General features: G+C 59.1%; 18 protein-coding genes. 10 read left to right on the forward strand and 8 right to left on the reverse strand.

All coding sequences use genetic code 11. The features are described 5' to 3' along the window. On the forward strand, positions 1–651 hold the full coding sequence (locus tag IB245_RS21075) for a Pr6Pr family membrane protein (protein ID WP_192228543.1): 651 nt from the start codon (positions 1–3) through the stop codon (positions 649–651). A 91-nt stretch (positions 652–742) separates the two neighbouring features. Here IB245_RS21075 and IB245_RS21080 read toward each other — a convergent pair whose 3' ends face one another. Beyond that, entirely contained in the window at positions 743–1528 is a 786-nt protein-coding gene (locus IB245_RS21080; protein ID WP_192228544.1) for a siderophore-interacting protein, read from the reverse strand. Beyond that, positions 1525–2100, reverse strand: a complete 576-nt coding sequence (locus tag IB245_RS21085; RefSeq protein ID WP_008026701.1) for a PadR family transcriptional regulator — start codon at positions 2098–2100, stop codon at positions 1525–1527. The genes IB245_RS21080 and IB245_RS21085 overlap by 4 nt, the downstream gene beginning before the upstream one ends. Before the next feature lie 506 nt (positions 2101–2606). Here IB245_RS21085 and IB245_RS21090 point away from each other — a divergent pair. From IB245_RS21090 to IB245_RS21110, 5 genes are all read left to right on the forward strand, one after another. Then, positions 2607–3098, forward strand: a complete 492-nt coding sequence (locus IB245_RS21090; protein WP_192228545.1) for a CS1 type fimbrial major subunit — start codon at positions 2607–2609, stop codon at positions 3096–3098. Positions 3099–3207: 109 nt separating this feature from the next. Then, positions 3208–5730, forward strand: coding sequence for a CS1-pili formation C-terminal domain-containing protein (locus tag IB245_RS21095; RefSeq protein ID WP_192228546.1), 2523 nt, complete (start codon positions 3208–3210; stop codon positions 5728–5730). Between the two features lie 39 nt (positions 5731–5769). After that, positions 5770–6510: a molecular chaperone gene (locus tag IB245_RS21100; protein WP_192228547.1), complete on the forward strand. Its 741-nt coding sequence runs from the start codon at positions 5770–5772 to the stop codon at positions 6508–6510. A 5-nt stretch (positions 6511–6515) separates the two neighbouring features. Next, a complete protein-coding gene (locus IB245_RS21105; protein ID WP_192228548.1) occupies positions 6516–7007 on the forward strand; it encodes a CS1 type fimbrial major subunit in 492 nt (163 codons plus the stop codon). Between the two features lie 52 nt (positions 7008–7059). After that, positions 7060–8322 (forward strand): hypothetical protein, encoded by a 1263-nt coding sequence (locus IB245_RS21110; protein ID WP_192228549.1) that lies wholly within the window; start codon positions 7060–7062, stop codon positions 8320–8322. A 44-nt stretch (positions 8323–8366) separates the two neighbouring features. Here IB245_RS21110 and IB245_RS21115 read toward each other — a convergent pair whose 3' ends face one another. Next, positions 8367–13448 (reverse strand): NEL-type E3 ubiquitin ligase domain-containing protein, encoded by a 5082-nt coding sequence (locus IB245_RS21115; RefSeq protein ID WP_192228550.1) that lies wholly within the window; start codon positions 13446–13448, stop codon positions 8367–8369. Between the two features lie 153 nt (positions 13449–13601). Further along, a complete protein-coding gene (locus tag IB245_RS21120; protein WP_008043448.1) occupies positions 13602–16718 on the reverse strand; it encodes a transglycosylase domain-containing protein in 3117 nt (1038 codons plus the stop codon). Between the two features lie 664 nt (positions 16719–17382). Between IB245_RS21120 and IB245_RS21125 the strand changes: the two genes are divergently transcribed. Next, positions 17383–18795 carry an amino acid permease gene (locus IB245_RS21125; RefSeq protein WP_192228551.1) on the forward strand — a complete coding sequence of 471 codons (1413 nt, stop codon included), beginning with the start codon at positions 17383–17385 and terminating at the stop codon, positions 18793–18795. A 355-nt stretch (positions 18796–19150) separates the two neighbouring features. Here the strand turns inward: IB245_RS21125 and IB245_RS21130 are convergent, their stop codons facing one another. Further along, positions 19151–20299 (reverse strand): OpgC family protein, encoded by a 1149-nt coding sequence (locus IB245_RS21130; RefSeq protein WP_192228552.1) that lies wholly within the window; start codon positions 20297–20299, stop codon positions 19151–19153. Positions 20300–20547: 248 nt separating this feature from the next. Between IB245_RS21130 and IB245_RS21135 the strand changes: the two genes are divergently transcribed. Together IB245_RS21135 and IB245_RS21140 are read left to right on the forward strand one after the other, a co-directional pair. Beyond that, positions 20548–21489 (forward strand): glycosyltransferase family 2 protein, encoded by a 942-nt coding sequence (locus IB245_RS21135; RefSeq protein ID WP_008043559.1) that lies wholly within the window; start codon positions 20548–20550, stop codon positions 21487–21489. Between the two features lies 1 nt (position 21490). Next, complete coding sequence (locus tag IB245_RS21140; protein ID WP_192228553.1) at positions 21491–22999, forward strand: glucosyltransferase domain-containing protein; 1509 nt, start codon at positions 21491–21493, stop codon at positions 22997–22999. 9 nt (positions 23000–23008) lie between these two features. On the opposite strand, the gene IB245_RS21145 is transcribed toward IB245_RS21140, so the two are convergent. From IB245_RS21145 to IB245_RS21155, 3 genes are all read right to left on the reverse strand, one after another. Continuing rightward, on the reverse strand, positions 23009–23293 hold the full coding sequence (locus IB245_RS21145; protein ID WP_192228554.1) for a putative quinol monooxygenase: 285 nt from the start codon (positions 23291–23293) through the stop codon (positions 23009–23011). 57 nt (positions 23294–23350) lie between these two features. Further along, positions 23351–24970, reverse strand: a complete 1620-nt coding sequence (locus tag IB245_RS21150) for an FMN-binding glutamate synthase family protein (RefSeq protein WP_192228555.1) — start codon at positions 24968–24970, stop codon at positions 23351–23353. 152 nt (positions 24971–25122) lie between these two features. After that, on the reverse strand, positions 25123–25923 hold the full coding sequence (locus IB245_RS21155) for a helix-turn-helix transcriptional regulator (protein WP_008032237.1): 801 nt from the start codon (positions 25921–25923) through the stop codon (positions 25123–25125). Positions 25924–26049: 126 nt separating this feature from the next. Between IB245_RS21155 and IB245_RS21160 the strand changes: the two genes are divergently transcribed. Next, positions 26050–26871 carry a carbon-nitrogen hydrolase family protein gene (locus IB245_RS21160; protein ID WP_192228556.1) on the forward strand — a complete coding sequence of 274 codons (822 nt, stop codon included), beginning with the start codon at positions 26050–26052 and terminating at the stop codon, positions 26869–26871. Positions 26872–26913: the final 42 nt, after the last annotated feature.

A 26913-nucleotide genomic window follows, 5' to 3' on the forward strand; every position in this document is an offset into this window, starting at 1 on the left:
ATGATCATGCAACCTGCCGTGCGCCGTCGTTTTGTGGCCGTGGCTGCTGTCCTCGGCTGGGCGGGATTGAGCATTCAGCTGTACCTGATTTTCTATTCGCGCTGGACGCTGGGCGCCAGTCTGCTGGGCGGGCTGGTGAGTTTTTTCAGCTACTTCACCGTGCTCAGCAACACGCTGGTGGCGACCGTGCTGACCTGCGCACTGACGTCCCGCGAGTCGGCTGCGCGACGCTGGTTTTTGCAGCCGTGGGTGAGCAGCGGGGTTGCCGTGAGCATCGCCGTGGTCGGCCTTGCCTACAACATTCTGTTGCGCCATCTGTGGCATCCCGAAGGCTGGCAATGGCTGGCCGATGAACTGATGCACGACGTCATGCCGTTGCTGTTTCTGGTCTGGTGGTGGTTGTGTGTGCCCAAAGGCACCCTGCGTCTGAGGCACATTGCGCTGTGGGTGATTTACCCGTTGCTGTACTTCGCGTATGCGCTGCTGCGCGGGCATCTGCTGGCGGTTTATCCCTATCCGTTCATAGATGTCGACAAGCTGGGTTATCCACAGGTGTTTGTGAATGCGGGCGGATTGTTGGCGGGGTTTGTGGTGATTGCCTTGGTGCTGATCGCGCTGGATCGGTGGCGGCTGAGTCACACGGAACTGTAGGAGCCGGCTTGCTGGCGATGGCGTCCTTGGCAACGATGCAGGGTTCAAGGGACCTATCGCCAGCAAGCCGGCTCCTACAGTTCATGTGGTGTTATTCCTCGTCGGTGTCGTCCAGGCGCCAATAGCCGACGGCTTTGACGAACTGCTCGTTCAGCCCGTGCTCGTCCAGCAGCACCCGCCGAATCTGCCGCGACACTTTGGTCTCGGTCGCCACCCACGCGTATAGATTGCCGCTGGGCACTTGCAACTGTTTCACGGTGGTCAGCAAGTTGTTCTTGCCACCTTCGCGCAACACCCAGATCACATTGACCTGCGCCGGGCTTTCGAGCTTTTGCTGTTCCGCGCCGTTCTCCACTTCAATGATCACCAGCGCCTGGCGATTGGCCGCCAAACCCTCCAGACGCCGCGCAATCGCGGGGATCGCCGTCTCGTCACCGATCAGCAAATAGCTGTCGAACATGTCCGGCACGATCATTGATCCCCGTGGCCCGCCAATGTGCAGGAACTGTCCCGGTTTGGCCTGTTCCGCCCAGGTCGAAGCAGGGCCGTCGCCGTGCAACACGAAGTCGATGTCCAGTTCCCGCGTGTCGAGGTCGTAGCGACGCGGCGTGTAGTCGCGCATCGCCGGCATCGGGCCGTTGTCCTTGCCGGCACCGAGCACCAGGGTCTCCAGCGCCGCTTGTTCTGCCGCGTTCTGCGGGAACAGCAGTTTGACGTGGTCATCGGTGCCGAGGCTGATGAAACCTGCCAGCTCTGGCCCACCCAGGGTAATCCGGCGCATGCGCGGGGTCAGGTCAACCACGCGCAACACTTGCAGGCGACGGCGTTTGATTTCATGCATGACGCGGTGAATGGTGTGCTCGATCACTTCAGTCATTCAGCTTTCTCCTGAGCAGGTTGAACCAAGGGGCCGTCGACGATGGCTTTGGCGGTGTTGTTGAGCAGGGCGGCGACCCGAATGATTTCTTCCGCGCTCCAGCGACCGTGGTGCAGTTGCAACGCATGACGCAGGTTATGCACCGCTTCGTGGATCTCGGGCGGACGGTCATGGCCGCGCAATGAGCGCTTGCTGACATCGATGCGCATCCGCACGCCGTCCAGTGCAACCGCTTGCTCACTTAAAGACAGACGACCGGCGTCGGTCACGCTGTAGCGTTTTTTTCCGCCTTCGGCATCGCCCTGGATCATTTCGCTTTCTTCCAGAAAGGTCAGGGTCGGGTAGATCACGCCGGGGCTGGGGCTGTAGGCGCCGTCGAACATGCCTTCGATCTGGCGGATCAAGTCGTAGCCGTGGCAGGGCTGTTCGGCAATGAGCGCCAGCAGCAGCAATTTCAGATCGCCGGGGGCAAACACCCGTGGGCCGCGACCGCCGCGTTCGCGACCGGGGCGTTTCTCGAAGCCGTCGCGGCCGTCACCGTGTTCGCGGTGGGGGGAATGATGGTCTCTCATTTTTCCTTCTCTCTGTCGTGTTTAGATACAACTTAAGATATATCTTATCGAGAGAGCAAGCGAAAAGGACCAACGGTCGTCGCCGAAGGACGTGGTGGCGGATTTCAGTGCGGGGCGGGAAAAAGCTGTTTTGCAGCTTGCTGTTTTAGAGTGATTGATCTAATTATGCGTAACTAATAGAGAGTGATTATTGATAATTAGACCTAAGTAGTCTTTGTCTTACAGAGACTGTATTTAGTTTGACTGTGTGCTTTTTTCGTTAAAACTGTTTGTAGTATGTTTCTGTCGGGTGAACGGTTTAATTATTGATTTTTCGGGTTTTTTCTACTGGGTCGTGGGCGGTTGTTACTACATGTTCTTCGGAAGTTGCGTACTTACTTTCTCAAGTAATTGGCCGATCATTCTCCTCGTCGAAAGTTTAGCCAAATTGCCACTATTTAAACCGGCGATAGGGACGATTCACGCTTTCCACGGACCAATCAATTGAAAAAGACAGGTACTAAACAATGTTCAAGAAGTTTGCAATCGCCGTTCCGATGACCCTCCTGGCCCTGAGTGCTTCGATGGCGTTCGCTGCGAATGAGTCGCGCACCTCCATCAACATCACTGCAGAAATCCCGAGCAAGGTGTTTCACGCTCAACCCGTGGACCTGGACTTCGGTAAAGACGAAAGAATGCAATACCAAATTGGCGCCGGCACCCTGTCGGAGGTCCGTGGCACCTATGATATCCAGCACACCAATGGCGCAGTGGGCGCTTACGTCGTCGGCGGCCCGACGCCGCTGTTCAACGGTAATGCGACCTTGAACATTCCGCTGACCTACACCTTCAACGGCACCGTACTGACTGCCGATTCGAAGGAAGTGGTCGGCGACGTCGAGTCCAACGGTGGCATGCGCGCCGACCTGGTGATTACGGCCGACAAGCCGGGCAACAATCAGGTGGGTATTTACACCGCCAACCCCGTCGTCATGTTTGATGCCATTCCGCGCATCTGAATGACAGCGTTCTGTCAGCAAGTTCTTGCTTGATAACGCGCACCGATCGATAGGGTTGTAATTCCTGTCGATCGGGTTTCACCGTCTTTATCCACAGAGTATTTCTTTCATGTTCCCGATGACTCCCATCGCGACGGCGCTTGCCTTGTGTTTTTGCGCAACTGCCCTGGCCGCGCCAGCGGATAACGGCCATACACCTCGAAGTTTGCTGGCGCAGGCCAAGGGTTTACCGAGCGAATTCGAAGAGCACTTCTTCGATGTACCGTTGGCGGTGCGCGTGGAACTTGATCAACAATTTCTGGGGGAGGCGATGGTCGTGTTGACCCGCGACGACCGCATCACCCTCGTTGACTTCACCGATGTCAGCGACAGCACGATCAAAGCCAGTGAACGCGACACCTGGTCTGACTATTTGAAGCAAGGCGTGGCGCTGGGCAACTGCGAGGCGAAATGCCCCGAGTCGCTATTGGCCGTGCACTACAGCCTGGAAAACTCGCTGGTGTCGATCCTCACGGAAAACGCCGAGCGCGACGATCAGGTCCAGCGTTATTACAACCAGCCCGAAGGCGGCAGCACCGGCTTGATCGTGCGCAACCAGTTGAACCTCAACGGCGGGCAAAACCAGGACCTCGGCGGGCGCTATGGTCTTGAAGCCAGCAGCAGCCTGGGTAACTGGACTCAAGCGGTGAACCTGCAACTGTCGCGACTGGGCGGTGTGGATAACCAGACCTATCACGCCGTGCATGAGCTCTATACCCAGCGTGAACTGGAAGGCAACTTTGTGCGCCTGGGCTATTTCACCCCTACCTCCGAAGGGCTGACTCGCCAACCGCGAACCTTCGGCGCGAGTCCTGACACAGCGCTGGGTGTGATGTACGGCAGCTCCGACAGCCTGGCCATCAACCAGCCGACACCGGCGGTCTACCCGATCTACGTCACCGCCAATCGCCAGGGCTCGGTGGAGATCTACCGCGACGGTTTGCTGATCAATACGCAGGCGATGCCCGCAGGCCTGCAAACCCTCGACACGCGGCCGTTGCCCGGCGGCATCTATGAAGTGGAAGTGCGCCTGATCGAAGACGGCCAGATCACCTCCAGCACCCAGGAACTGGTCTACAAGCCGAATAACTGGCGCAACCACGACGAGCAATGGCGCTACAACCTGTTCGCCGGGCGTGAATCCAAATTTCTCAGCAACTGGGACGATCAGAACGACGGCGACATGACGGCCGGTGCCGCCTTCAACTTTCTGCTGCACCCGCGAGTCATCCTCGGCCTGTCGGGTCGACAGGTACGTGACAGCCTGCAATATGGCACCTCGGTCGATTGGGCCGTCGTCAACAATGCCAGCGTCTATGCCAACGTCTACAAGACCGAGGACCACGGCACCGGTTTCGACGTGCAGGGGCTTTATTCCTATGGCAGCGGCAGCATCGTCGCCAGCCACAACCGCAGCTGGCTCGACACGACCCGGCTCTACGACACGCTGCCGGACGGCACGCGAGTACGACAGCGCAACGTGTTTATCGGCCAGACCAGCAACTCGTCGTTGTCGCTGAACCATCGGCTCACCAGCAAAACTTCGGTCAATGCCAGGGTGTCCCACAGCGAGGGCAACACCGAAGGCGTCGGCGTGGATCTGGGCTGGAGCCAGCGCGGCCGGTTGTTCGGCAGTGACGCCAACTGGCGCTTGTCGCTGTTCGACAGGCCGGGCAGTTTCAGCTCGGGCAATGACCGCAACCGCGGCGTCGACCTGAGCGTCAACATCGCCTTGGGCGGGCCGGGCGAACAGATCTCCGGCAGCATCGGCACCCGCACCGATCGCGACGGCGGACGCGATAACAATGCCTCGGTCACCTACCGCAAAGACTTGCAGGATCACCTGCTGCAAAGCGTTTCCGCCACAGCCATCACCGACACCTATGGCATCGGTATGAACGCGATGGCGACGATGCAATCGGAGCGGGTCAACGCTGACGGTTTTATCCAGCGCTCCTCATTCAACAATGACTTCACCGGTGGCCTGAACCTCGACAGCACCGTCGCCGTCGGCGGGCAAAAAATGGTCGTGACCAGCCAGTACCACCGCAACGGTGCCGGCATGATCATCGATGTCGAATCGGACATCGATGACATCGCCCTGCGCGCCGACGATTTGAGCGGTGGCAGCGCGGTGCTCAGGCCGGGGCGCAATTTCGTGCCGATCACCGCCTACAAAAGCAGCTCGGTCAGTTTCGATTTCGAGGGCAATCACGTGCCGGCCGCGACCATCCAGCCGGCCCGTTCCAGCTATCACCTGAACAAGGGCGGCGTCGAGTATCGCCAGGTTCGCGTGATGAGAACCCTCACCGTGCTCGGTCGCCTGGTGGACTACCAGGGCAGCCCGCTCAAGGGCCACCACATCATCAACCACGCCAGTCGTGGGGTCAGTGAAGTGGACGGCTTCTTCTCCATGGAAATGAACGCCGGTTCACCGACCCTGGAAGTGCGTCACGGCAACCAGTTGCTGTGCCAGTTCCGGCTCGACCCGAGCCGTGGCCGCACGGAAAACAATGTGCTGATGATCGGCGACCTGCGTTGCACGCCGGATACGTTGGCGGACGCAACGACAGAGACGCCGACGGCAGGCTGAAGCCCGGCAATACGCACCTTATCTACGAGGTAAATGACGATGAAACGTCGGTTGGCACTGATTGGTTTTTGTTTGTTCACGCAGACGGCACACGCCGGGCCGAGCATCAATATCGGCACGGTTTACGACTACCTGGATGGCGATAAAAGTACCTATTTGAAGCGCGTCTTCAATGGCGGCGACAGCACTGCGTTCGTCAAGGTCAACATCCTGGAAATCCTTTACGACGCCGACGGCAAATCGGAGGAAGTGCCGCTCAAATCCAGTGCCGACGGCAGCGCCCGGGACGGCTTGATGGCCAGCCCGGCTCGGCTGATCGTGCCCGCCAGTGGCATGCAGGGCACGCGACTGCTGTACATGGGCGAGCGTGACCGCGAGCGTTATTTCCGCGTGCGTTTCGTGCCGGTGGTGCCGGAGAAAGAAGACGAGTTCGCGGTCTCTGGCGAAGAGCGTGAGGAATACAAGAAGACCCTGTCCGCTGGGGTCACGGTGCTGGCCGGGTATGGCGCGGTGTTTTTCGTCCGGCCCAAGGACACGCGTTACGCCAGCGTGATCGAGAACGGCGCGACGGATTACCGCATCCGCAACGACGGCAACACCGTGGTAGTGATCGACGAGTTCAAGGATTGCGCGGTCAAGAACGATCAGGACTGTATGCCGACCACCAAGCATCACATCCTCGCGGGCCGCAGTTTTCAGTTCGAGAAACAGGCCGGTCGCGAGTATCGCTTCACTCTGGTTGAAGGCGAGAGCAGCAAGAAACTCGATGTGAAGGGCTGATGACCATGTTCAGAAAACTGACGGTTCTGATGGTATCGGCAATGGCCTGCCATTCAGCGTTTGCCGCCCGCGAAGTGCACCACTTCGACGTGTTCGTGACGATTCCGAGCCAGGCGTTCTATGTCATTCCCGCAGACTCAGGCTGGATTCACCGCGAACAGCAGTTGCCGTGGAATCTGGCGACCTCGACCTTGGGCGGCTTGCGCAAGTATTTCGACGTGAAGAATGAAGGCGGCTCCATCGAAGCCCGGCTTGAGGGAAGGCCTTACCTGTCCAACGGGACGCCGGCCCATGACATTGGTTTGCGTGTGCTGTTCAACGGCAAGTTGCTGAGCGAACTGGAGAGTAGCGAGGTGGTGTCGATGAGCGAGGCGGCGCCAGGTAAACGTGTGTTGCTGGAGATCTCGCCGGTGCCGCCGATCGATGGAGTTTATAAGCCCGGCAGCTATTTCGGCAGCGTCAATTTGCTTTTCAATGCGGTGCTGCCTGATGCGTGATGTCAGGGTGAAACAGTCATCGGAGTCGTGCGGGTACCACTGGGGTAAAAAAATGAACCGTCTAAAGGAAGCCAATCGAAATGTACGCGGCGTCGGATTGGGGCTATTGCTTACCGTGTGCGGGTCTTCGGCGTGGGCGATAGATGTCTCGATTCAAGCATCGTTCAGACCAGACTCTGCGAACCCTCAGCAGAATAGATTCAAAAATGACACGCCACCCAGTGGATATTGCGCAGACTATCCGGTTCAGTGCAGCGATAACGAGATGTTCAGCTTGCGCGTGCCGATTCAGTTCCACTCCAATGCGCCGATCGAGGCCAATCATGCATCACCTCGCCAGGGTGCGACATTCAAGGTGCCTGCCCAGTGGAGCGAATTGTCCGTGGTCCATGAGGCGACGGGAGAGCCGGAGACGGTCAGGGTCCGAATTGCAGGTTTGGGCTCTACTTATGTTACCGAAGATGTCATCAGCCTTGTGGGCGGAGGGAGTGACTACCGTATCGCCCACAATCAACTGTGGGGCGCCAGTTGGGTGTATGCGCCTGCTCCCTGCCTGTATAGCGGTGTCGGTTATTTCGGCAGTGAATATTACCGTTTTTTCTGGAAAACACCGACAGAGGGGACTTGTTCGAAGCAGGCTCGGTTCGATGTGCCCTGGTTGCGATACGACTATCTGGATTTTGCCTATGAACTGGTTACGCCCAATCCGTTGGGCATGTCTGCGGGTCGCTATACGGGAAACCTGACCTATAGCGTTGGGCCCAACGGCGATTTCGACATGGGCGATGTCATGCAGCCGACCGATTCGGCGCTGACCTTGAATTTCACCCTGGAAGTGCAACACACGCTCAAGGTCGAGATTCCCCCGGGCGGCAATCGCATCGAACTGGTCCCGCAGGGCGGCTGGCAGGCCTGGCTGACGCAGGGGCGCAAGCCGACACGGCTGTTTCGTGATCAGACGTTTAATCTCTCTTCATCGAGTCGTTTCAAAATGAATCTGGGGTGTCAGTACGTCGTTAATGCTGAAACTTGCGCTTTGAAGGATCGTGTCTCCAACCATTACGTTCCGATAAATGTCAGCGTAACCCTGCCCAATGGTCTGGTGGATGCCGCCTCGCAACCGGTCAATCGTCGGCCGTTGCGACGCGACGGCAGTGGCACCGAGCAGTTCCAGCCACGCTTTTATGTCGATCGCAAGCCTGGAACGTTGCACTTCGAAATTGCGCAGGATCAGGTCGGCGAAATGCTCAAGCCCGGCGTCGCCCGATCCTACTCCGGCCTTGTCACGGTGATCTGGGATTCGGAAGTGGGTTAAGGCGTGAACCCTGATGCATCACCCGATGCATCAGGGTTTCCCGATTATTGCTCTGCGGCTTTTTGCAGTGCTGTGCGGGTCAGCTTTCTGCTCAGCTCTTTTTCTTCGTAGCCCATGTCTTGTAGCAGTCGGAAGTAGACCTCATCACTCATGTCTTCATCGGTAAGCACCACCCTGTCATCGACATTCAGGCGGCGGGCGAGGTCTTGCAGACGTTGTTTGAGTGCGCGTCGTTGCGCAATCTGTTGGTTTCTGGAGCTTGCCCAGGCGTGCTGAGCGTCGCGCAACTCGTCCAGCAAATCACTCTTGGTTTCGTACAGCCGGGTATTGCGCCTGAACTCGTTCGGGTAAGTGTCACGCAAGTATTTCTCCCAGAACGGCTGTTCGAGCATGTCGTTGATCAAACCGTCGCCAGCCTCCATCGACATCACCGTATCGAAGGCGGTGTCGAGGGTTTTGGCGCTCACGCCGGCCAAGGGGCGATACAGCATCGACTCCGATTGCCACGGCAAACCGAGGCGTTGAGCCAGGCCGGTTTCGTAGGCAAGGTAAACCTCCACCTCATCGGGAGTGCCTTCACGGCCGCCGAAATCGGCACGGGCGATGTCATCCACGCGCGCGAGGCGAGCGGCGCCTTTTGCCAGGTTCACCAGTTTGTTTTCGAGGACGGCGTTGGACGTCGACAAGGCATAGGCTTCGGAGGCCAGCACCTTGATGCCCATGTGGTTGAACACTTGGGCCCCGGCATCGGCGCAGGTGGTGGGCGCCCTGGCCATTTCGAACAGTTCATTGCGCAACGGGGTATCCAGGTCGATGGCCTCGACCATGCGCCAGACCCGGCTGCTGAGCTGTTGGCGCAGTTCTCCGCCGGCCCGGTAATCGGCGGAGAGTGTCTGTTTCTGGATCAAGGCAAAGAAATCTTCGGAGCCAGGCTCGGTCATCAGATCGTGCCAGGCGTCCTCGCGGAAAGTACCCAGCCCTCCGACCTCGGGACTCCACCAGACAGAGTCGTCCTTTGTCGGCCATTGACGCATCGTGTCGGCGGCAGCTTCGGCATAGATCTGATCGGGCGCGAGGCCTACCGAACGTCGATAGGCTTTGAACGTGATCAGGTTGGCCTCCGAAAGTTTCTTTGGAAACAATCGGGTCCGCGCCACGATGAAGGCGTCTTCCGAGCCAGGCACGACCGTCGGAATGACGCTGAGCGGGTTCTCCTGCAAATCCAGGAAAAAGCCACGCGGTCGACGTTTGCTGAACGGCCCAAGCAGGCCATCGGGCCAGGTGGTTGCCCCTGTGTTGCTCAAACTCAGGATTCTCAGTTTGGGCATGCGCCCGACATTCGGAAGCATGCCCAGCCGCGTGTTGTCATCGAGCCTGATGGTTTCCAGGTGAGTCAGGTTTCGCAGTTGCTCGACGGCCGACGGGGTCAACGTGATGTCGTTGTTCATCAGCCGCAACGTCCGCAGGTGGTGCATCTTGCCGATTGTCTCGGGAAGTCGCGTCAACTCGCAGTTGCGGGCACTCAGTTGCCGAAGATGCGGGAAGTCGTTCAACAGGCCGGAGGAGCTTTCGGAAAAATTTGTACGATCCAGATTCAGGGTGCTGATCTGATCGACGTAATGTTTGATCTCCGGCGGCAGTTCCTTCCACCAGCGTTCAAGGTCGGGCACATCGAACTCTACGGACAGGTCCAATGCATAACCGCCGTCGGCCGTGGTACTGCGCTCACCGAACACGGTGGGTTTTCTTGAGAAACAATCGATGAGCCGCTCGGCAATGTGCAGCCCGCCACCGCGCACGAACCCTTGTCGGTCAGGCCCCCACGTATCGGGTCGCTGGTTTTGCCACCGGTTAAGCAGCTTGCGCAGGTCATATTGCTCTCGGTCAAGCCTCGTCAGCGTCTGACGTCCTTGCTCTGGCGAACCCAGGGATCGAACGAAGGTAGCGACCTCTCGTTCGTTGAAGTGCGGGTACACATCCTGCACCCGTTCGGTGAGCGTGGCGGCAGTGATGGAGAAGCCGGGGCCGCGCAACAGCATCATGTCTTCGTGGTTCGCCATCGGGCGGATCGGCGGGGCGGCGAGTGCGGTGCGGCGTTCAGCCGGAGTATCGGTCTTGGCCATGACCCATTGCTTGAAAAACGCCCCCTGGCCTGGCCGATAGCCCAACTGCACCTGTTTGTTTTTCGGCAATGCCGTGAGCACGGCTTCGAAAAAATCAGCGGCGTCGTGCAGTTTGTGGTTGTCGGCGTCCCAGACTTCGAACCGGTTGGCCTCATCCTTGACCAGCACCCGCACCGTCGTCGCATCGTGTGCCCCCACGCTGCCGCGCAGTGGTCCGCCATCGTTGCCTTCACGCACCTCGATACGCAATTGCGCGAAGGTGTCGGTATGAATCCTGAGCGCATTCAGCACCAGGCTTTCGGTTTGCGCCACCCACTGCGCGCCGTCATGAAAGCCCTCGTACGCATGGTTGGTCCGGGCTTCGAAGGCGGCTTCACGGGCGCGGCTCTTTAGGCTCAACGGCAGGCGTTGCTCCTGGGTCATGCGCGTGAGGTCGGCCGCGTCGGAACTGTTCAGCAGCGTCTGTGCCGCGCGGGTCGGCAGCTCGGGGAATGTCTGGCGAATGAGTCGGACCTGCGGGTCGTCGGACGCGTCTGCACCTTGGTAAAGCTGATTGACGATGTCTGCGTTCAATCGATTGGCTTCGTCCGCCAGTCGATTGCGCAGGGCTTGCACCTGTTCACTTTTGGCGGTTGACCGACCGAGCATCGCTTGTCGCTCTTCTTCACTGAGAAACTCGACAAGCCTTGGCGCAAACTGTTCGCTCATGAGCTGCGACTGGCTGGTGGACAGTGTCTGCGCCTCGCTCGCCTCGGCATTGCCGTACAGGCGGAAACGCCCGGTCATGTCGGCGTCTTCGTAAACCTTCAGGGCTTTATCCACAGGCCAGCCGTCAAGGTAAGTCGCCAGGGATTCAAACCACCAGGAGGCAGGGTCCAGAGGTTGACCGGTTCGAATCCGTTCAATGGCCTCGCGGGTCTGGCGCTGGATTTTCAAGCGTGTGAGGCTGTCGTCCAGCAGCGGTGGCGGGGCCGTGTTGTCGACGTACATGCGGCGCAGCGCCGCGTCGTCGGTGCCGCTGGCGATGCGCACATTGTCCAGTTCTGCGTCGCTGAAGCCGTCCACGGAATGGCCGAGGCGACGCATCAACGTCGGGCGCTGCCACGCTCGCGGGTTCTCGGCTTCGTGGGTCCAGGCGCCCTGGCCGTTATGTTTCAACCCGGGTAAATAGGCGTTGTCGCGATGCGGGTGCTTGACGCGGTAGTTGCCGGTTTGTGGGTCTTTTTGCACGGCGAAGTGTTTGTCATCCAGCGGCAAAATGTCCTGGCCTTCGTGGGCATGAAGTCCCAATGCGTCAGGTTTGGCTTCAGCGGGTAGTTTTACATCCGGCCTCTCATAAGGCTTGAGATCGGGATGCCACAGTCGAGGTTCGCCATTGGGCAGACTCACCGGTTTCATGCCTTCGATCAGCGGCGAAAGCTTCAGGCGCGCAACGTTGCCGATCTTCACCCCGGCGGCGAATGCCACCAACTGAATGACGTCAGTCACCACGCCGGTGATGTGTTCGGCAGCTTCAGTCCACAGCCCCAGGGTCATATCGACGATGCCTTCGATGACGTCACTGGCCATCTGATACGCCGTGTAGACCATCATCAATTCACCCAGCCCCGGAACGAACGGCGTGACGACCATCAGCGCGACGTTGAAGATGTCCGAGACTATTTTCTTGAAATTTTCCCACCAGGCCCATCGGGCATTGCTATCGCTATCGGCGGTGGACACGGCAATGTGTCGAGCGTCGTTCAGCACCTTGTTGAGCTTCAGCTGGAAGAGGTATTCCCAGAGTTCACCTTGGATCGGTGCCGCCTTGAAATGCAGATTGGGGTTGTCGACCGGCACCTCCCGCCAGCTCGGTCCCTGCTCCAGCGGCGCTTTCTGATGCCATTTCACCTCGAACAGACGCTGCTGCAGCCCGCCGAAAAAATGCCCGCGCTCCGATTGATCGACGAACCGACTGAAGTACTGCTGGTAGGTCATGCCGGTGGATGAAACGACGTTGTTGTCGCGCAGCTGGCGCGTCAGTTCATTCATGAACGCGACGGTCGAGGGGTACTCTTTCAGTGGGTGCTCAGGGTCCTGCGGGACGTAAACAATCACCGGCGTCACCTCACGGATGTGTTGTTCCGGCCAGGGTGTGATCAACACGATTGCGCTCAGCGGGCTGTCGAGAATCGACAGTTCGGCAAATTGCATCACCCGGCCTTTACGGGTGAGGTTGCGCTGGCCATCGAGCATTTTCAGGATCAGGTCACTGGCCTCGGCGTCGATGTCGCCCTTCAGAGCCGCCAATTGGACGGCGGCTTTGAACGCGGCTTTCTCGCTCTCGACGATTTTGAGTTTCAAAAAACCTTGGGCGAGGCCGTCAGTGGGCAGCAACTGTTCTTCGAGGTATTTCGTGTAGCGCGCGCCGATGTCCAGTTCGCGGCAGAGGTTCTGGAACTGGGCAATGGACATTTTGCGTTTGATCGGCAGGACGTCGAAGTGCCCGCGTGCGTCGGGCTGGCTGATGAAGACCGAGTCCGGTTCGCAGGTTTCGTGACGTGCGAAGTTGTGCAGGGCGGCGTCCAGCAATGAGACGGTTCGGGTAACAACACCGCCGGAGACGTCGAAGACATACCACGGGCGTGCTTTGGGTAAGTACAGATGCAGGAACGTGCGGGTGACATCGACATCGACATTGAATTTTTTTTGCAGTGCGTCGGTGAGTAACGGTTCGGCGAACGTGTAAACGTCCTGCACCTCATCCATGAACCGGTCGACTGCATTCTGCGTGGACCAGAGTTCAAGATTGGCTTCTTGTAACGGCGCATGGTCGAAGTCTGTGACGCTTCGGACCCAATGTCCTGAAGCCGTTTGTGTGAGGCTCAGTTCCTGAGCCCGTCGCACTGAAGCGCCTTTGAAAACGGGGTGGATACGGTTCTTGATGAACGCGTAATGGTGGCCTTTATTGTCATCGGCCACGGGTGTCGGTAGCGCTGATATACGTCCGTGTAAGTCAGTCATGCTTTCAATAAACCTTGAGCATTAAGTGGAGTGACCAGCCTAACGCCCGAGGTTCAAAGTAAAAGTCTGAATTCCCGCTGCTTGAAAAGCGTTTTTCCCGGCAAAGCATTGGAATTTTCAATGCCGAAAATAATTATTTACCGCCATCGTTTTTCAGCGTCGTGCGACCTCCACGGGCAGGCATTGCGTATGTGTGCCCGGTTGCAGATACGGCGTGAGAATCGGTGCCATGCCCTTGAGCACTTGCACCGGTAAGGCCGAGGTGAACTTGAAGGCTTCGGCCGTGCGACCGGGTACGAATGCGGTCAACGTACCGAAGTGGCTATCACCGATATAAAACACAAAGGTGGCCGTGCGGTTGATCGACTTCGAACTCAAGATTCGCCCACCGGAACCAATGGCTTCGATGCGGTTGTCACCGGTCCCGGTCTTGCCGCCCATGGCCAGCGGCTTGCCGTCGGGGGTGATGAAACTGCCGGAAACACGTTTGGCCGTACCCGCGTCCACCACGTGCGACAAGGCCTCGCGCATGGCCGTGGCCACTTCGGACGGCATCACCCGTTTACCCACATCCGGGTCGTTGATCAGCTTGGTTTCATAGGGCGTATTCGCCGCGAAATGCAGGCTGTCGATGCGCAGTGTCGGCATGCGCACGCCGTCGTTGAGGATGGTGCCGATCAACTCCGCCAACGCGGCAGGTCGGTCGCCGGAACTGCCGATGGCGGTGGCCAGCGAGGGCACCAGGTGATCGAACGGATAGCCGACTTTCTGCCAGCGCGCGTGAATGTCGAGAAACGCCTCGATCTCCAGCATGGTGCGGATGCGGCCATCACGGGCACCCTTATGCTTGCTTTTGAATAGCCAGCTATAGACTTCCTGGCGTTCAAACTGACTGGCCTTGACGATTTCGCTCCACTTGGCGTCAGGATGATTCAACAAATAACCGATCAGCCACAACTCCAGCGGGTGGACCTTGGCGATGAAGCCCTGGTCCGGCAAATCGTAGATGCCTGGGCTGTAATTTTCGTAAAGCCGTTGCAGGCGTTCGTCCGTGAGTTTCTCGGTGAGCTTGGCGCCTGAGAGGTGCGAGCGCACGAAGGTGTTGAAGCTTTCCTGACTGGCTTGCGGCAACAGGTAGCGATGCACCGCAGCCATGCGAATCGGCGTCGGGCGCATGCTGTCGAGGAAGGTTTCGAGCCGTGCCTGGGTGTCCTTGTTTTTGTAGCGCTTCCAGAATTTCAGCAGGAACGAAGTGCCCTCGCGGTCGGCGAACTCGGCCAGGTATTCCTGACGCCGAGGATCGCGGTCGTCCCCGAGCAGAGCAGCGCTGTTGTTCGGGCCGGAGTAGGTGGTGTAGCGCACCAGATCGCGCATCAGTCGAATGAACGGCAGGTTGATCGATTCGCGCAGGGCATCGCGCAAGGTCGGTATGCGACCGTTGTCTTCCTTGCGGAAGTTGACGAAGGTATGCAGCCCGCCGCCGGTAAAAAAGGCTTCGCCGGGGCTGGCCGAGTATTTGCGGTCCAGCGCGGCGCTGAGCATGGCCGACAGGTTGTGGTCCTTGTTCTCGATCAGGTAATCGACGGCCCAGCGGCTCAGGCGATCCTGATCCGGGACGTCGACTTTCTTCAGTTCCGGGACGGTCATTTCGGCGTACTTGTCGTGCAGTTCGGCAATGATTTGCAGATAAGTCGTCAGTACCCGCATTTTCGCGGTGGAGCCCAGTTCCAGTTTGCTGCCTTCATTGATATCAAATGGCTGATCGGTGCTGTCGGTTTGCACGCGCACCCGCGAACCGTCCGGGGTCAGTTCGAACAGCGTGAAGCTGTAGCGCACTTGCGTGGTGCTGGTGGGGGTGAGCAGGCGTTCGCCCATCAAACCGATCTGCGTTGCAAACGCCGGGTCGGCCAAGTGCTTGAGGTACTCGGTGACCTGGGTTTGCAGTTCGCCTTGCAGGGTGCTGGTGGCGGAGAGATCGAGGCGATCGAGGTCGTACAGCGGACGATTGAGCAACCCGCCCAGGCGACTGCGCGCCACGCTGATGCCTTTGTTGGTTTCGATCGGTTGAATGGTCGGCTGGGTCTGCCAGTCGCGATAGGTCACTTTGCTGGCCAATGCGGCGGCGGCGAACGGCGCGTCGATCACAAAGTTTTGCGCCAACAGGCGAATGTGGCTGTCGGTGAGGTCGGCCAGCTCATCGCGGCCCTTGGTCAGGTAGTGGGAAGGGCGGCGCTGGGCAATCATCAACGACAGCATTTCACGCAGGGCCAGGCCTTTTTCCGCCATGGCCTTTGGATCCGTGTCGGTACTGGCCAGCCGTTCGTTGGCCTTGTTGAAGTCGGCGCCGTACCAGACACGCAAACCTTCGGCCATGCCGTGCACTTCCCCGTGGCCGGGCACGGCGGACAGGGGCACGCTGTTGAGGTAATCACGCACCACGTTCTGGCGCGCCGCAAGCGTTTCCGGCCCGGCCTGATAGGCGCGCACGCTGGCGGAAATCATCTGGCGGATTTTTTCCCCGCCGGACACGGTCAAGCCGTCGGGCGAGTGTCGATACTTCTCGAGTTGCGTCGCGAGGGTACTGCCGCCCGCCGATTGGCCAGGCATGTGCAGCATTTTGGCGACCTGCGACCACGCCGCCATGCCGAAGCGTGGCCAATCCACGGCGGGGTTGGCCCGGGGCTGACGAGGGTCGAGCAGGAAGCGGTTTTCGATGAACAGCAAACTGCTGACCACCACCGGCGGAATCGCGTCAAAGCTTGAATAGAGCTGCTGCGGGTATTTGTACTGATAAAGCGGCGCCGCATGGCAATCGGTGATCGACAATCCTGCCTGGATCTTTTCCGCATAGGGCACGAAAAAGCCTTTGTCGGTGTAGTCCATCAACGGTTGGGAAAAGCGGGTCTGTGCCGCAACGACGTAGTCGCGCTTGATCAGGCGCGGCAGGAATTCACCCAGAGAGCTGTAGCCCAGACGCAAGTCAAAAGGGCCGGCCCCTGGATAGCGAATGGAGTCGCTTGGGCCTGGCTTCAGTTCGTAACTCAGGGTAGCGGCATATTTGCTGGCTTCCCGGGATTGAAACTTCGAGGTACGCATTTCCCTGGCAGCGGCCAACCCCAGAGCAATCAGGATAATCAACACCAGCAACCAAAACGCCTTCCACCCGTGTTTGGTACGACTACGACGGGGTTTTTCGGGGATAGGCGCTTCATCCACACGTTCAGTCGGGACCACAGTTTTACTCGTATCGGTTTGCCATAACGCGCCCATAGTCGACTGATCCATTCACGCAGATTGATCGGACTTGTTTGAAGCTTAGACGGTGGATGCTGCCGGTGAAAAAATTGTGAACACCCGGATATCGAATATTCACCCTGACGGGGAGTGAGCGAATGTTCTCTTTGCGGGGGGCTGGCTTGTTGGGGGTGGCGATTTCACGGGCGCCATCGCCAGCAAGCCGGCTCCTACAGGGGGGAGGTGAGCCCGATGTTTTGGACTGTGTCCCCGATCCGTAGGAGCCAGCTTGCTGGCGATGGCGATTTCACGGACGCCATCGCCGGCAAGCTGGCTCCTACAGGAGTGCCGTACTAGAGCCATCGCCACGTAAATGCTGCCTAGGTAGGGGCATGACGATGCACCAATGCTGTGCAATACTCCGCGCCGCTTTAGCGGTAAAAATTCCTACAAAAAGTCAGGTAATGCACCTACAGAAGCCACGCTTTTGCCGAGATTTCTCGCTGAATATTGTGGGTTGTAGAGTGAAATATCCTGCAGGAAGCTTTTTAGACTGCACGCCCCGCTGATCTTGAAGGGTTTTGCCCTGCAGGACGGTTCTGCCCACGAAGCAGGTCCGGTTTCAGGCAAGCAATGGCTTATCGGTCAGCGCTTCGACACTCGGTGGTCATATCCAATAACAAGACGAGGTTGTACCCCTATGCCAGTCGGCAATCACCTGCCCCACGGCGAGACCGCTCAGGGCGGCCCGCTTAAACGCGAACTCGGCGAACGGCATATTCGCTTGATGGCACTCGGTGCCTGTATCGGTGTCGGTCTGTTTCTCGGTTCGGCCAAGGCCATTGAAATGGCTGGCCCGGCCATCATGCTGTCCTACATCATCGGCGGTCTGGCGATCCTGGTGATCATGCGCGCCCTCGGCGAAATGGCTGTGCACAACCCGGTCGCCGGCTCCTTCAGCCGTTATGCCCAAGACTACCTTGGCCCGTTGGCGGGCTTCCTGACTGGCTGGAACTATTGGTTCCTGTGGCTGGTGACCTGTGTCGCGGAAATTACCGCAGTGGCGGTGTACATGGGCGTCTGGTTTCCCGAGGTCCCGCGCTGGATCTGGGCACTCGCCGCGTTGGTCAGCATGGGCTCGATCAACCTGATCGCCGTAAAAGCCTTCGGTGAATTCGAATTCTGGTTCGCCCTGATCAAGATCGTCACCATCATTGCGATGGTGATCGGCGGCGTCGGCGTGATCGCATTCGGTTTCGGCAACGACGGCGTGGCGTTGGGGATTTCCAATCTCTGGGCTCACGGCGGCTTCATGCCGAACGGCGTGCAAGGCGTGTTGATGTCCCTGCAAATGGTGATGTTCGCCTACCTCGGCGTCGAGATGATCGGCCTGACCGCCGGTGAAGCGAAGAACCCGCAGAAGACCATTCCAAACGCGATCGGCTCGGTGTTCTGGCGGATTCTGCTGTTCTACGTCGGCGCGCTGTTTGTGATTCTGTCGATCTACCCGTGGAATGAAATCGGCACCCAGGGCAGTCCGTTTGTGATGACCTTTGAGCGTCTGGGCATCAAGACCGCGGCTGGCATCATCAATTTTGTGGTGATCACTGCTGCACTGTCGTCCTGCAACGGCGGCATTTTCAGTACGGGGCGCATGCTCTACAGCCTGGCGCAGAATGGTCAGGCCCCGGCCGGTTTTGCCAAGACGTCGAACAACGGGGTGCCGCGTCGTGCGCTGTTGCTGTCGATTTTTGCCTTGCTGTTGGGGGTGTTGCTTAATTACCTGGTACCGGAAAAGGTCTTTGTCTGGGTGACGGCCATTGCTACTTTCGGCGCGATCTGGACCTGGGTGATGATCCTGCTGGCTCAGCTCAAGTTTCGTAGTGGCCTGAGCGCCAGCGAACGGGCTGGGTTGAAATACAAGATGTGGTTGTACCCGGTCAGTTCGTATCTGGCACTGGCGTTTTTGGTGTTGGTGGTTGGGTTGATGGCGTACTTCCCGGACACTCGGGTGGCGCTGTATGTGGGGCCGGCGTTTTTGGTGCTGCTGACGGTTTTGTTTTATGTGTTCAAGCTGCAGCCGACTGGTGTTGCGGTGCGCTCGGCGGCCTAGGGATTGGATGGGGGGCATATCCGTTGCTGTGGTCACGGCGACTATCGGTTCCGCCCTTACGGCGGGTTACTTGGAAAAGCGCCAAGTAACCAAGCGCCCGCGCCCCTGACGTACGGTGGCTCGCTAATGCTCGCCATGCCCTCGCTCCGGTCCTGCTCCGTGGGCCCGGAGCGAGGGCATGCCGAGCCTAGGCGAGGCACCGAACGAAAGGGGCGCGGGCGCTTGGTTACTTGCCGCTTTTGCAAGTGACTCGCCGTAAGGGCGAAACCATTAGCGGCCGTTACCGCAGGAATGGATATGTACGCCTGAAAGAGAATGGTCGCCGGATAGACCGCTATCGCCGACAAACCAGCCCCTACAGAGAGATCCGTTCAGCTGCCGAACGCTGCGACCTGTTGACCGGCTGGTTCAACCGTTTATTAAACTCCAACCAGGCCCCCAACAACGCCATCAACCCCGCACCCACCAAGGCTGTGAATATCTGCATGGCAAACGCATCGTCGGTCATGGCATTGACCATGTCCGCCAACGGCGCCAGCAACACGCCGAGGCAAAAGATTTCCAGCGAATAACGCCCCATGCGACAACTTTGCTGCGCCAGCCAGTTTTGCGTCCAACCAGTATCGGGCAACAGCTTCGCCGTGACATACGCCAGCGCCAGAAAGTGCAGCAACCGCACCGGCGACAAGTCAGTCTTGCTGATCGGGTACAACAGGTTGCTCAGCCACGCAGGCATCAGCGCATCATGAATTTCCGGCCACCGCCAGGAAACGGTCAGCACGCCGGTAACCACCACATACACCACGGCACTGACAAACAACGGCCGGCGCAGCAACGGGCGCGTGTCAGGTAACCGGGGGCGCTGCCCGTAAGTCGCCGCCGCGCCGCCCAGCACAAACAGCAGTTGCCAGACCACGGGGTTGAAGTACCACACGCCATCCTTGATGGCCGCCAGGTTCCAGCCGAACCACGGCGCCAGCAGGTACACGGTCAACGACACGGCCACCACCGCCCATGGTTTGCGCACCAGCATCGGCAGCGCCAGCGGCAAGCCGGCCAGCAGCACGATGTACAGCGGCAGCGGGTCCATGAGGTTCGGCTTGAAGCGCAGCAGCAGTTCATCGACCAGGGCTTGCTGCGGGTTGGTGATGAAGTGGTGCATGCCCATTTCCTCCACCAGATCCCTCGTTTCCACGTGGCTGTTGGCGAAGAACACGATGCCCATCAGCATCGCCAGCAAGAAAATATGCACCACGTAGAGCACCCAGGCGCGGCGCAGAATCTTCACGCAGGCAATCAGATAACCGTCCCGTCGGAAGATTTTCCCGTAGGCCAGGACCGCTGCGTAACCGGCGAGAAACACGAAAATTTCCGCGGCATCGCTGAAACCGAAGTTACGCGGGGTGATTTGACCGAGGGGGTTGTGAGGCACGTGATCCCAGAAGATGAAGATCAGCGCCAGGCCTCGAAAAAAGTCGATTCGGTGATCGCGTTCAAACGTCATGACAGCGGGCTCGTGAACGGGTGTTGAATAAGGAGTGGTCAGCGCGGCAAAAGGTGCGCGCCGCGCATCGGCGGCGCGCAGGGTGGCGCGATTCGACGACAATTGCAAAAAACACGCTATTACTGAATGTCTCAGATGTGACTGGCTGAAAGAAACCATCCACTGGTCTGCCCGCGCGATGGCGCGCCCGAATAATGGTGCATGGCAGCTGTCGAATCTTTACCGAGCATGGTTCAGGAGCGTGAAACGTGAAGGTTTCGCTGATCGTTCCGGTCTTCAACGAAGAGCAAGCGATCAGCCTGTTTTATCAGGCCGTGCAGCGCGAGTTGAGGCTGGGCGGCGACGAGATCGAGATCGTATTCATCAACGATGGCAGCTCCGACCGGACGGCCGAACAGGTCAAGGCACTGGCGCAGGTCGACGAGCGTGTGTTGTTGATCAACTTTTCGCGCAACTTCGGCAAGGAACCGGCGTTGTTCGCCGGCCTGGAATACGCTTCTGGCGATGCGGTGATCCCCATGGACGTCGACTTGCAGGACCCGATCAGCGTCATTCCACTGTTGATTGACGAGTGGCAAAAGGGCGCGGACGTGGTGCTCGCCAAACGCCGCAACCGGGCCACCGACGGTTACCTCAAACGCCACAGCGCGGCGCTGTTCTACCACGTGCTGAACCGTATCGCGTACACCCGGATCGAAGAGAACGTCGGTGATTTCCGGTTGATGGATCGCAAGGTAGTCAACGTGATCCGCGCACTGCCCGAGCATCAATTGTTCATGAAAGGCGTGTTGTCGTGGGCCGGGTTCACCACCGCGGTGGTGGAGTACGAACGCGCCGGGCGCGTGGCCGGCAGCAGCAAGTTCAATGGCTGGAAACTGTGGAACCTGGCACTCGAAGGCGTGACGTCGTTCAGCACCGTGCCGCTGCGTTTGTGGACGTATGTCGGCGGCGGCATTTCGATTTTCGCGGTGCTTTACGCGGTGTACATGGTGCTGGACAAGATTTTCTTCGGCAACAGCGTACCCGGTTACCCATCGTTGATGACCGCCATTCTGTTTCTTGGCGGTGTGCAGTTGATTGGTATCGGCATCCTCGGTGAGTACGTCGGCCGGATCTACATCGAGGCCAAGCACCGGCCGCGCTACGTGGTCAAAGACATCGTCGGCGGCAAAGACCGGCTCGGGCTTTAGCATGGGCCGATTTCGCGATGTGCTCGGCAAGGAACTCGGCGGCCGACAGGTCTGGCTGTTTTTTCTGCTCGCGACGTTGCTGTATGTACTGCCGCTGATCCTCGCGGACTACCCGTACATCGATGACAACTGGCGATCCCTGTCGGCGGGCATGGCCTGGGCGGAGCAGGGGCGCCTGTTTACCCAGCTGTTCTACAACCTGCTCACTTTCGGCAGCGCGGCGCCTAACATCTTTCCCTTGCCGCTATTGATCGCCACGCTGGCCATGGCCTCGGCACTGACCCGGCTGACGTTTCATTACTTTGCGCAACCGACGCTCGCCTGTTGCCTGGTGCCCTTGCCACTCTGGTACAACCCGTTTTTTCTGCAAAACCTGTCTTATCAATATGACGGTCCCGCCATGGCCCTGAGCCTGGTGGCGGTGATCTACGCGATCACCTTTCGTCATCCTTCGCGCAGCCTGCAATGGCTGGTGCCTTCGTTCCTGATTGCACTGGCGCTGGGGCTTTATCAGATCAGCCTCAATGTGTTTGTGGGATTGTGTTGCCTGGAACTGCTGCGCGGCGTAAATGACCGTTTGGCCTGGCCGCAGTTGTGCAGGCTGATCGGCTGGAAACTGGCGCAGGTCACCATGGGTTGGCTGATGTATTGCGTCAGCGCCGTGGCGTTCATGGCGCAGGATCGCGCGCTGCTGTTGAACTGGACCGCCGCGCCGCTGCTGCAACTGCAGATCAACATCGGCAGAGTGCTGGAAAAAGTCGTGCTGCTGTTTCATGGCGGATTGGTCTGGGTGTTCACCGCGCTGTTGCTGTGCGCCATCGCCGGCGCTGTGCAATTGGGGCTGAAGGTGTGGAAGCGTCAGGACAACGGGCCGAAGAAAGCGTTGATCGGCCTGTTGTGTCTGCTGACCTTGCCGGTCGTGACGCTGCTGGTGTCCGGCGTCGCGCTGTTTTTTCGCGACTTCAACGAGGGCGCTCGAACCCTGATGGGCTTCGCGGTTTTATTGATGCTGTTGTTCTACTTGAGCCATCTGGCGCTGGCGCAACTCCATGAACGACTGACGCTGTTGCTGGCGGTGCCACTGCTGGCGATGCTGTCGTTGTCGTTTGCCTACGGTCGGGTGCTGACGGTACAGAAAGCCTTCAGCACCAGCGCGCTGTTCAGCCTTGAGCACGACATTTCGACGCATCGGGAATTGCGCGAGGCCAAGCGGATTTACATGTCGGTGACGTATTCCGATCACTGGCTGTCGGGGGCCGCAGGTTCGTTCAAGCAGATGCCGGTGTTGCACTATCTGCTGAACATCGACTTTTTCATGCTGGCCGAGAATCTGCCGAAGCTCGGCATCACCAACGTGGTCGCGGAGAAGGAGCGCCGCAATGCGACACGGGTGGGTTATCTGGGGTATCCGCCGTTGCTGGAGCGCCCGTACTACCGGATTTACCTGCTGGGGGACTACGGTTTTATCGTCATGAAAGAACCGGCCCCGATCAAGGCGCTTCGCTGGTGACGACGGGCCTCAGAACGCATCCATCAGCACGATAATGCAATCCCGGGCCTGGAAACGGTTGATCTGCGGCACCAACCGCCGAAAGTGCTCAGACTGGCAATGAGCATCCAGCGCCGCCTGATTCGGCCATTGTTCGACGAAGATAAAGTGGCCGGGGTCTTTTTGATCGATGAACAGGTCGTAAGCGATGCAATCGGGCTCCAGTCGAGTCTTCTCGACCAGTTCGGTGTACCACGGGCGAACCGTTTCAATGTATTCGGGTTTGATGAAATCCTGAGCGATTACTTTCAGCAAAATGTTCTTCCTTGGTGTAAAGCCAGCCTCCCTACGAGACTGGCGTTCAAACAGTGTTTACGCCGCAGCCAACTCATTGGGCTCAAAACTGTCCGCCCGCGCCATCTGCCACATGCGTGAGTAGAACTCGCCGTTCACTTCTCCTGTGAGCAACTCCCCCGGTTTCAAAAACACATGCAGCTGCGAGAACAGCTTGATCTCGGTCGCCGACATGCGCCGCACCAGGTGCTTGGCCGACAACTGCGACGGATGATCGAGGCCGGCGGCGGCGAGCATTTCCGCTAGTGCCTTGAGGGTGTTGCGGTGGAAGTTGAACACCCGCTGGGCCTTGTCCGGGACGACGAGGGCACGCTGGCGCAGGGTGTCCTGCGTGGCGACGCCGGTCGGGCATTTGTTGGTGTGGCACGACTGCGACTGGATGCAGCCGATGGCGAACATGAAGCCGCGCGCCGAGTTGGCCCAGTCGGCGCCGATGGCCAGCACGCTGGCGATGTCGAAGGCGCTGACAATCTTGCCGCTGGCGCCGAGTTTGATTTTGTCCCGCAGGTTCAGGCCCACCAGCGTGTTGTGCACGAACAGCAGACCTTCGCGCATCGGTACGCCGATGTGGTCGGTGAACTCCACAGGCGCTGCCCCCGTGCCGCCTTCCTTGCCATCGACGACGATGAAGTCCGGGAGGATGCCGGTTTCCAGCATAGCCTTGGCGATGCCCATGAATTCCCACGGATGGCCGAGGCAGAACTTGAAGCCCACCGGTTTGCCGCCGGACAGTTCACGCAATTGCTGGATGAAGTGCATCAGTTCGATCGGCGTGGAAAACGCACTGTGCCGCGATGGCGAGATGCAGTCTTCGCCCATCAGGATGCCACGGGTTTCAGCGATTTCCTTGGTGACCTTGTGCTTGGGCAGAATCCCGCCGTGGCCGGGTTTGGCGCCCTGGCTCATCTTGATTTCGATCATCCGTACTTGCGGCGTTTGCGCTTGGGCGGCGAAGCGTTCCGGGTCGAAGCGACCGTCTGCGGTGCGGCAACCGAAGTAGCCGCTGCCGAGTTCCCAGGTCAGGTCGCCGCCGTTTTCCCGGTGATACGCGCTGATGCTGCCTTCACCCGTATCGTGGGCGAAGTTGCCGAGCTTGGCGCCCTGGTTCAAGGCGCGAATGGCGTTGGCGCTGAGCGAACCGAAACTCATGGCCGAGATGTTGAACACCGATGCCGAATACGGCTGTGTGCACTGCGGGCCGCCGACCAGGGTTCGGAAACTGCTTGGGTCACTCAACGGCGCCGGGCGCATCGAGTGGCCGATGAATTCGAAACCCGACTGATACACATCGATCAACGTGCCGAAGGGTTTGTCGGCGCTTTCGTTCTTGGCGCGGGAATAGACCAGCGAGCGCTGGGCCCGGGAGAAGGGCAGGGCGTCGCTGTCGGATTCGAGCAGGTACTGGCGGATTTCCGGACGGATGCCCTCCACCAGATAGCGGATGTTGCCGAGGATCGGGTAGTTGCGGCGTACGGCGTGAGGGCTTTGCAGCAGATCAAACAGGCCCACGAGGCTCAGGACACCGGTGACAGCGGTGATCGGCCAGAGCCAGTCGTGTTCCAGGAACGGCAGACTGGCGAGGGTGAAAATCACACAGACGGCAAAGAAGGCGTAGCGGCTCAGGAGTGACAGGCTCATACGGTTTCCTTGGGTTCGGACTCGGTTGTGTTCGGCACACCTATCCCTGTAGGAGCGAAGCTTGTTCGCGAAAGCAACATTTCAGCCAACATCAATGTTGAATGTGATGGCCTCTTCGCGAGCAAGCTTCGCTCCTACGGGACCGTGCTGTGTCAGGCATTCTGCGCCTGGAGGAAAATCGAAAACAGCTCGGACTGGGACTTGATCCCCAGCTTGCTGTACATGTGTTTCTTATGGACTTTCACGGTTTCGACAGAGATTTCCAGCTTACGGGCGATTTCTTTACTGGAGCAACCGCTGAGCATCAAACGCCCGACATCCAGCTCCCGGGCGGTCAGTTGCGCGCCTTTGAGTTGTTGCACCGAGGCTTCCAGCTGCACCCGCCAGTCACCTTGGACCGGTGCCGGCGCGAGAGCCACGACTTCGTTGATTTCGTAGGGCAGGCGCTGACGCAACAAACCCAGCACCCACGGCTGGATCAACGACAGCAACGCGATCTGCTGGCCGCTGAAACGCTGTTTGCTGCCCAGTGACAGGCACAACGTGCGGTCGCCTTCGAGCTGACAATTGAACTGGATTTCATCGGCCACCACATTCAGACGAAAGTAGCGCTGGTAATACTCGGTCAGCTCAAAGTGCTCCGGCGCCACTTCCGACAGGCGATACAGCCCGGTGCGCGATTGCTCGCGGCAGGCGATGTAGAACGGGTCGAGCAGGTACAAACCGCGCAGGTAATCCTGGAACAACTGATCCGGGCTGCCGTCTTCACCGGGACATTCGGCGAACACTTGCGGGTGCTGATCCGCGCTGAAAAGCAGCGCCACCCAACTGTCGAAGGTCACGTATTGATCCAGTAACCGGACAAGCTGCGTCCAGAAATTCGGCTTGTCGAGGGCGTCGATCAGTTGCCCGACCGAACGGTGCCAGGCGATGTCGTCTAACGAAAGTGTCATGCATCTACCCCTATCGGGTTACCCCAGCCGCGTGATTCCCTGGCCGGTTGCTTGCTGCGCATACTGGCGCACAGACAACGACCGGGCAATCTTTCTGCCGCCCGGCCACTAGAACAAGGACTACCCATGAAGGTCGAACTCGCCCAACTGGCGGGCCGTGACAACGACACGGCTTACAACCTCGAACGCGCGCTGGCGGCGATTGCGGCCTGCGCCGCCGACACGCAGTTGATCATGTTTCCCGAAAGCCACTTGATGGGCTTCCCGTCGGCCGAGACCGTGGCAGCCGTTGCCGAACCGCTGAACGGTCCGACCGTCAGCGCAATCGTCGCCGCGGCCCGCGAGCACAACATCGCCGTGGTGATCGGTACGGCGGAAAACGACAACGGTCGTTTTTTCAACACCACGCTGCTGATTACCCCGCAAGGCATCGCACTGAAATACCGCAAGACGCACCTGTGGGCGTCGGATCGCGGCGTGTACGAGCCGGGCGACCGCTACGCCACGTGCCTGTGGAACGGCGTGCGGGTCGGCCTGCTGATCTGCTACGACATCGAATTCCCGGAAACCGCCCGCGCCCTGGCGCAACTGGGCGCTGAATTGCTGATCGTCACCAACGGCAACATGGACCCGTACGGCCCGACGCACCGCACCGCGATCATGGCCCGCGCCCAGGAAAACCAGGCGTTTGCGCTGATGGTCAACCGGGTGGAAGAGGGCGATGGCGGGTTGTTGTTCGCCGGCGGCAGTGCGCTGGTGAATCCGCTGGGCACGCTGTTGTTCGAGGCCGGGCGCGAGGAAGGGCAGTTTGCGGTGGAGCTGGATCTGAATCAGCTGACCTCCGCGCGGCAGGATTATCGGTACCTGGATGATCAGCGGCTGAAGTTGCCGGGGGAGATGGTTGAGCATGCTTCTGGATTGCGGGAGCTGCTGATTCCCAAGAATTGATCCGGATTCTGTGTCGCTCGGGCTGACGCCATCGCGAGCAAG

It is taken from the genome of Pseudomonas sp. PDM02 (genome assembly GCF_014852285.1).
In the GTDB taxonomy this organism is placed as follows: domain Bacteria; phylum Pseudomonadota; class Gammaproteobacteria; order Pseudomonadales; family Pseudomonadaceae; genus Aquipseudomonas; species Aquipseudomonas migulae.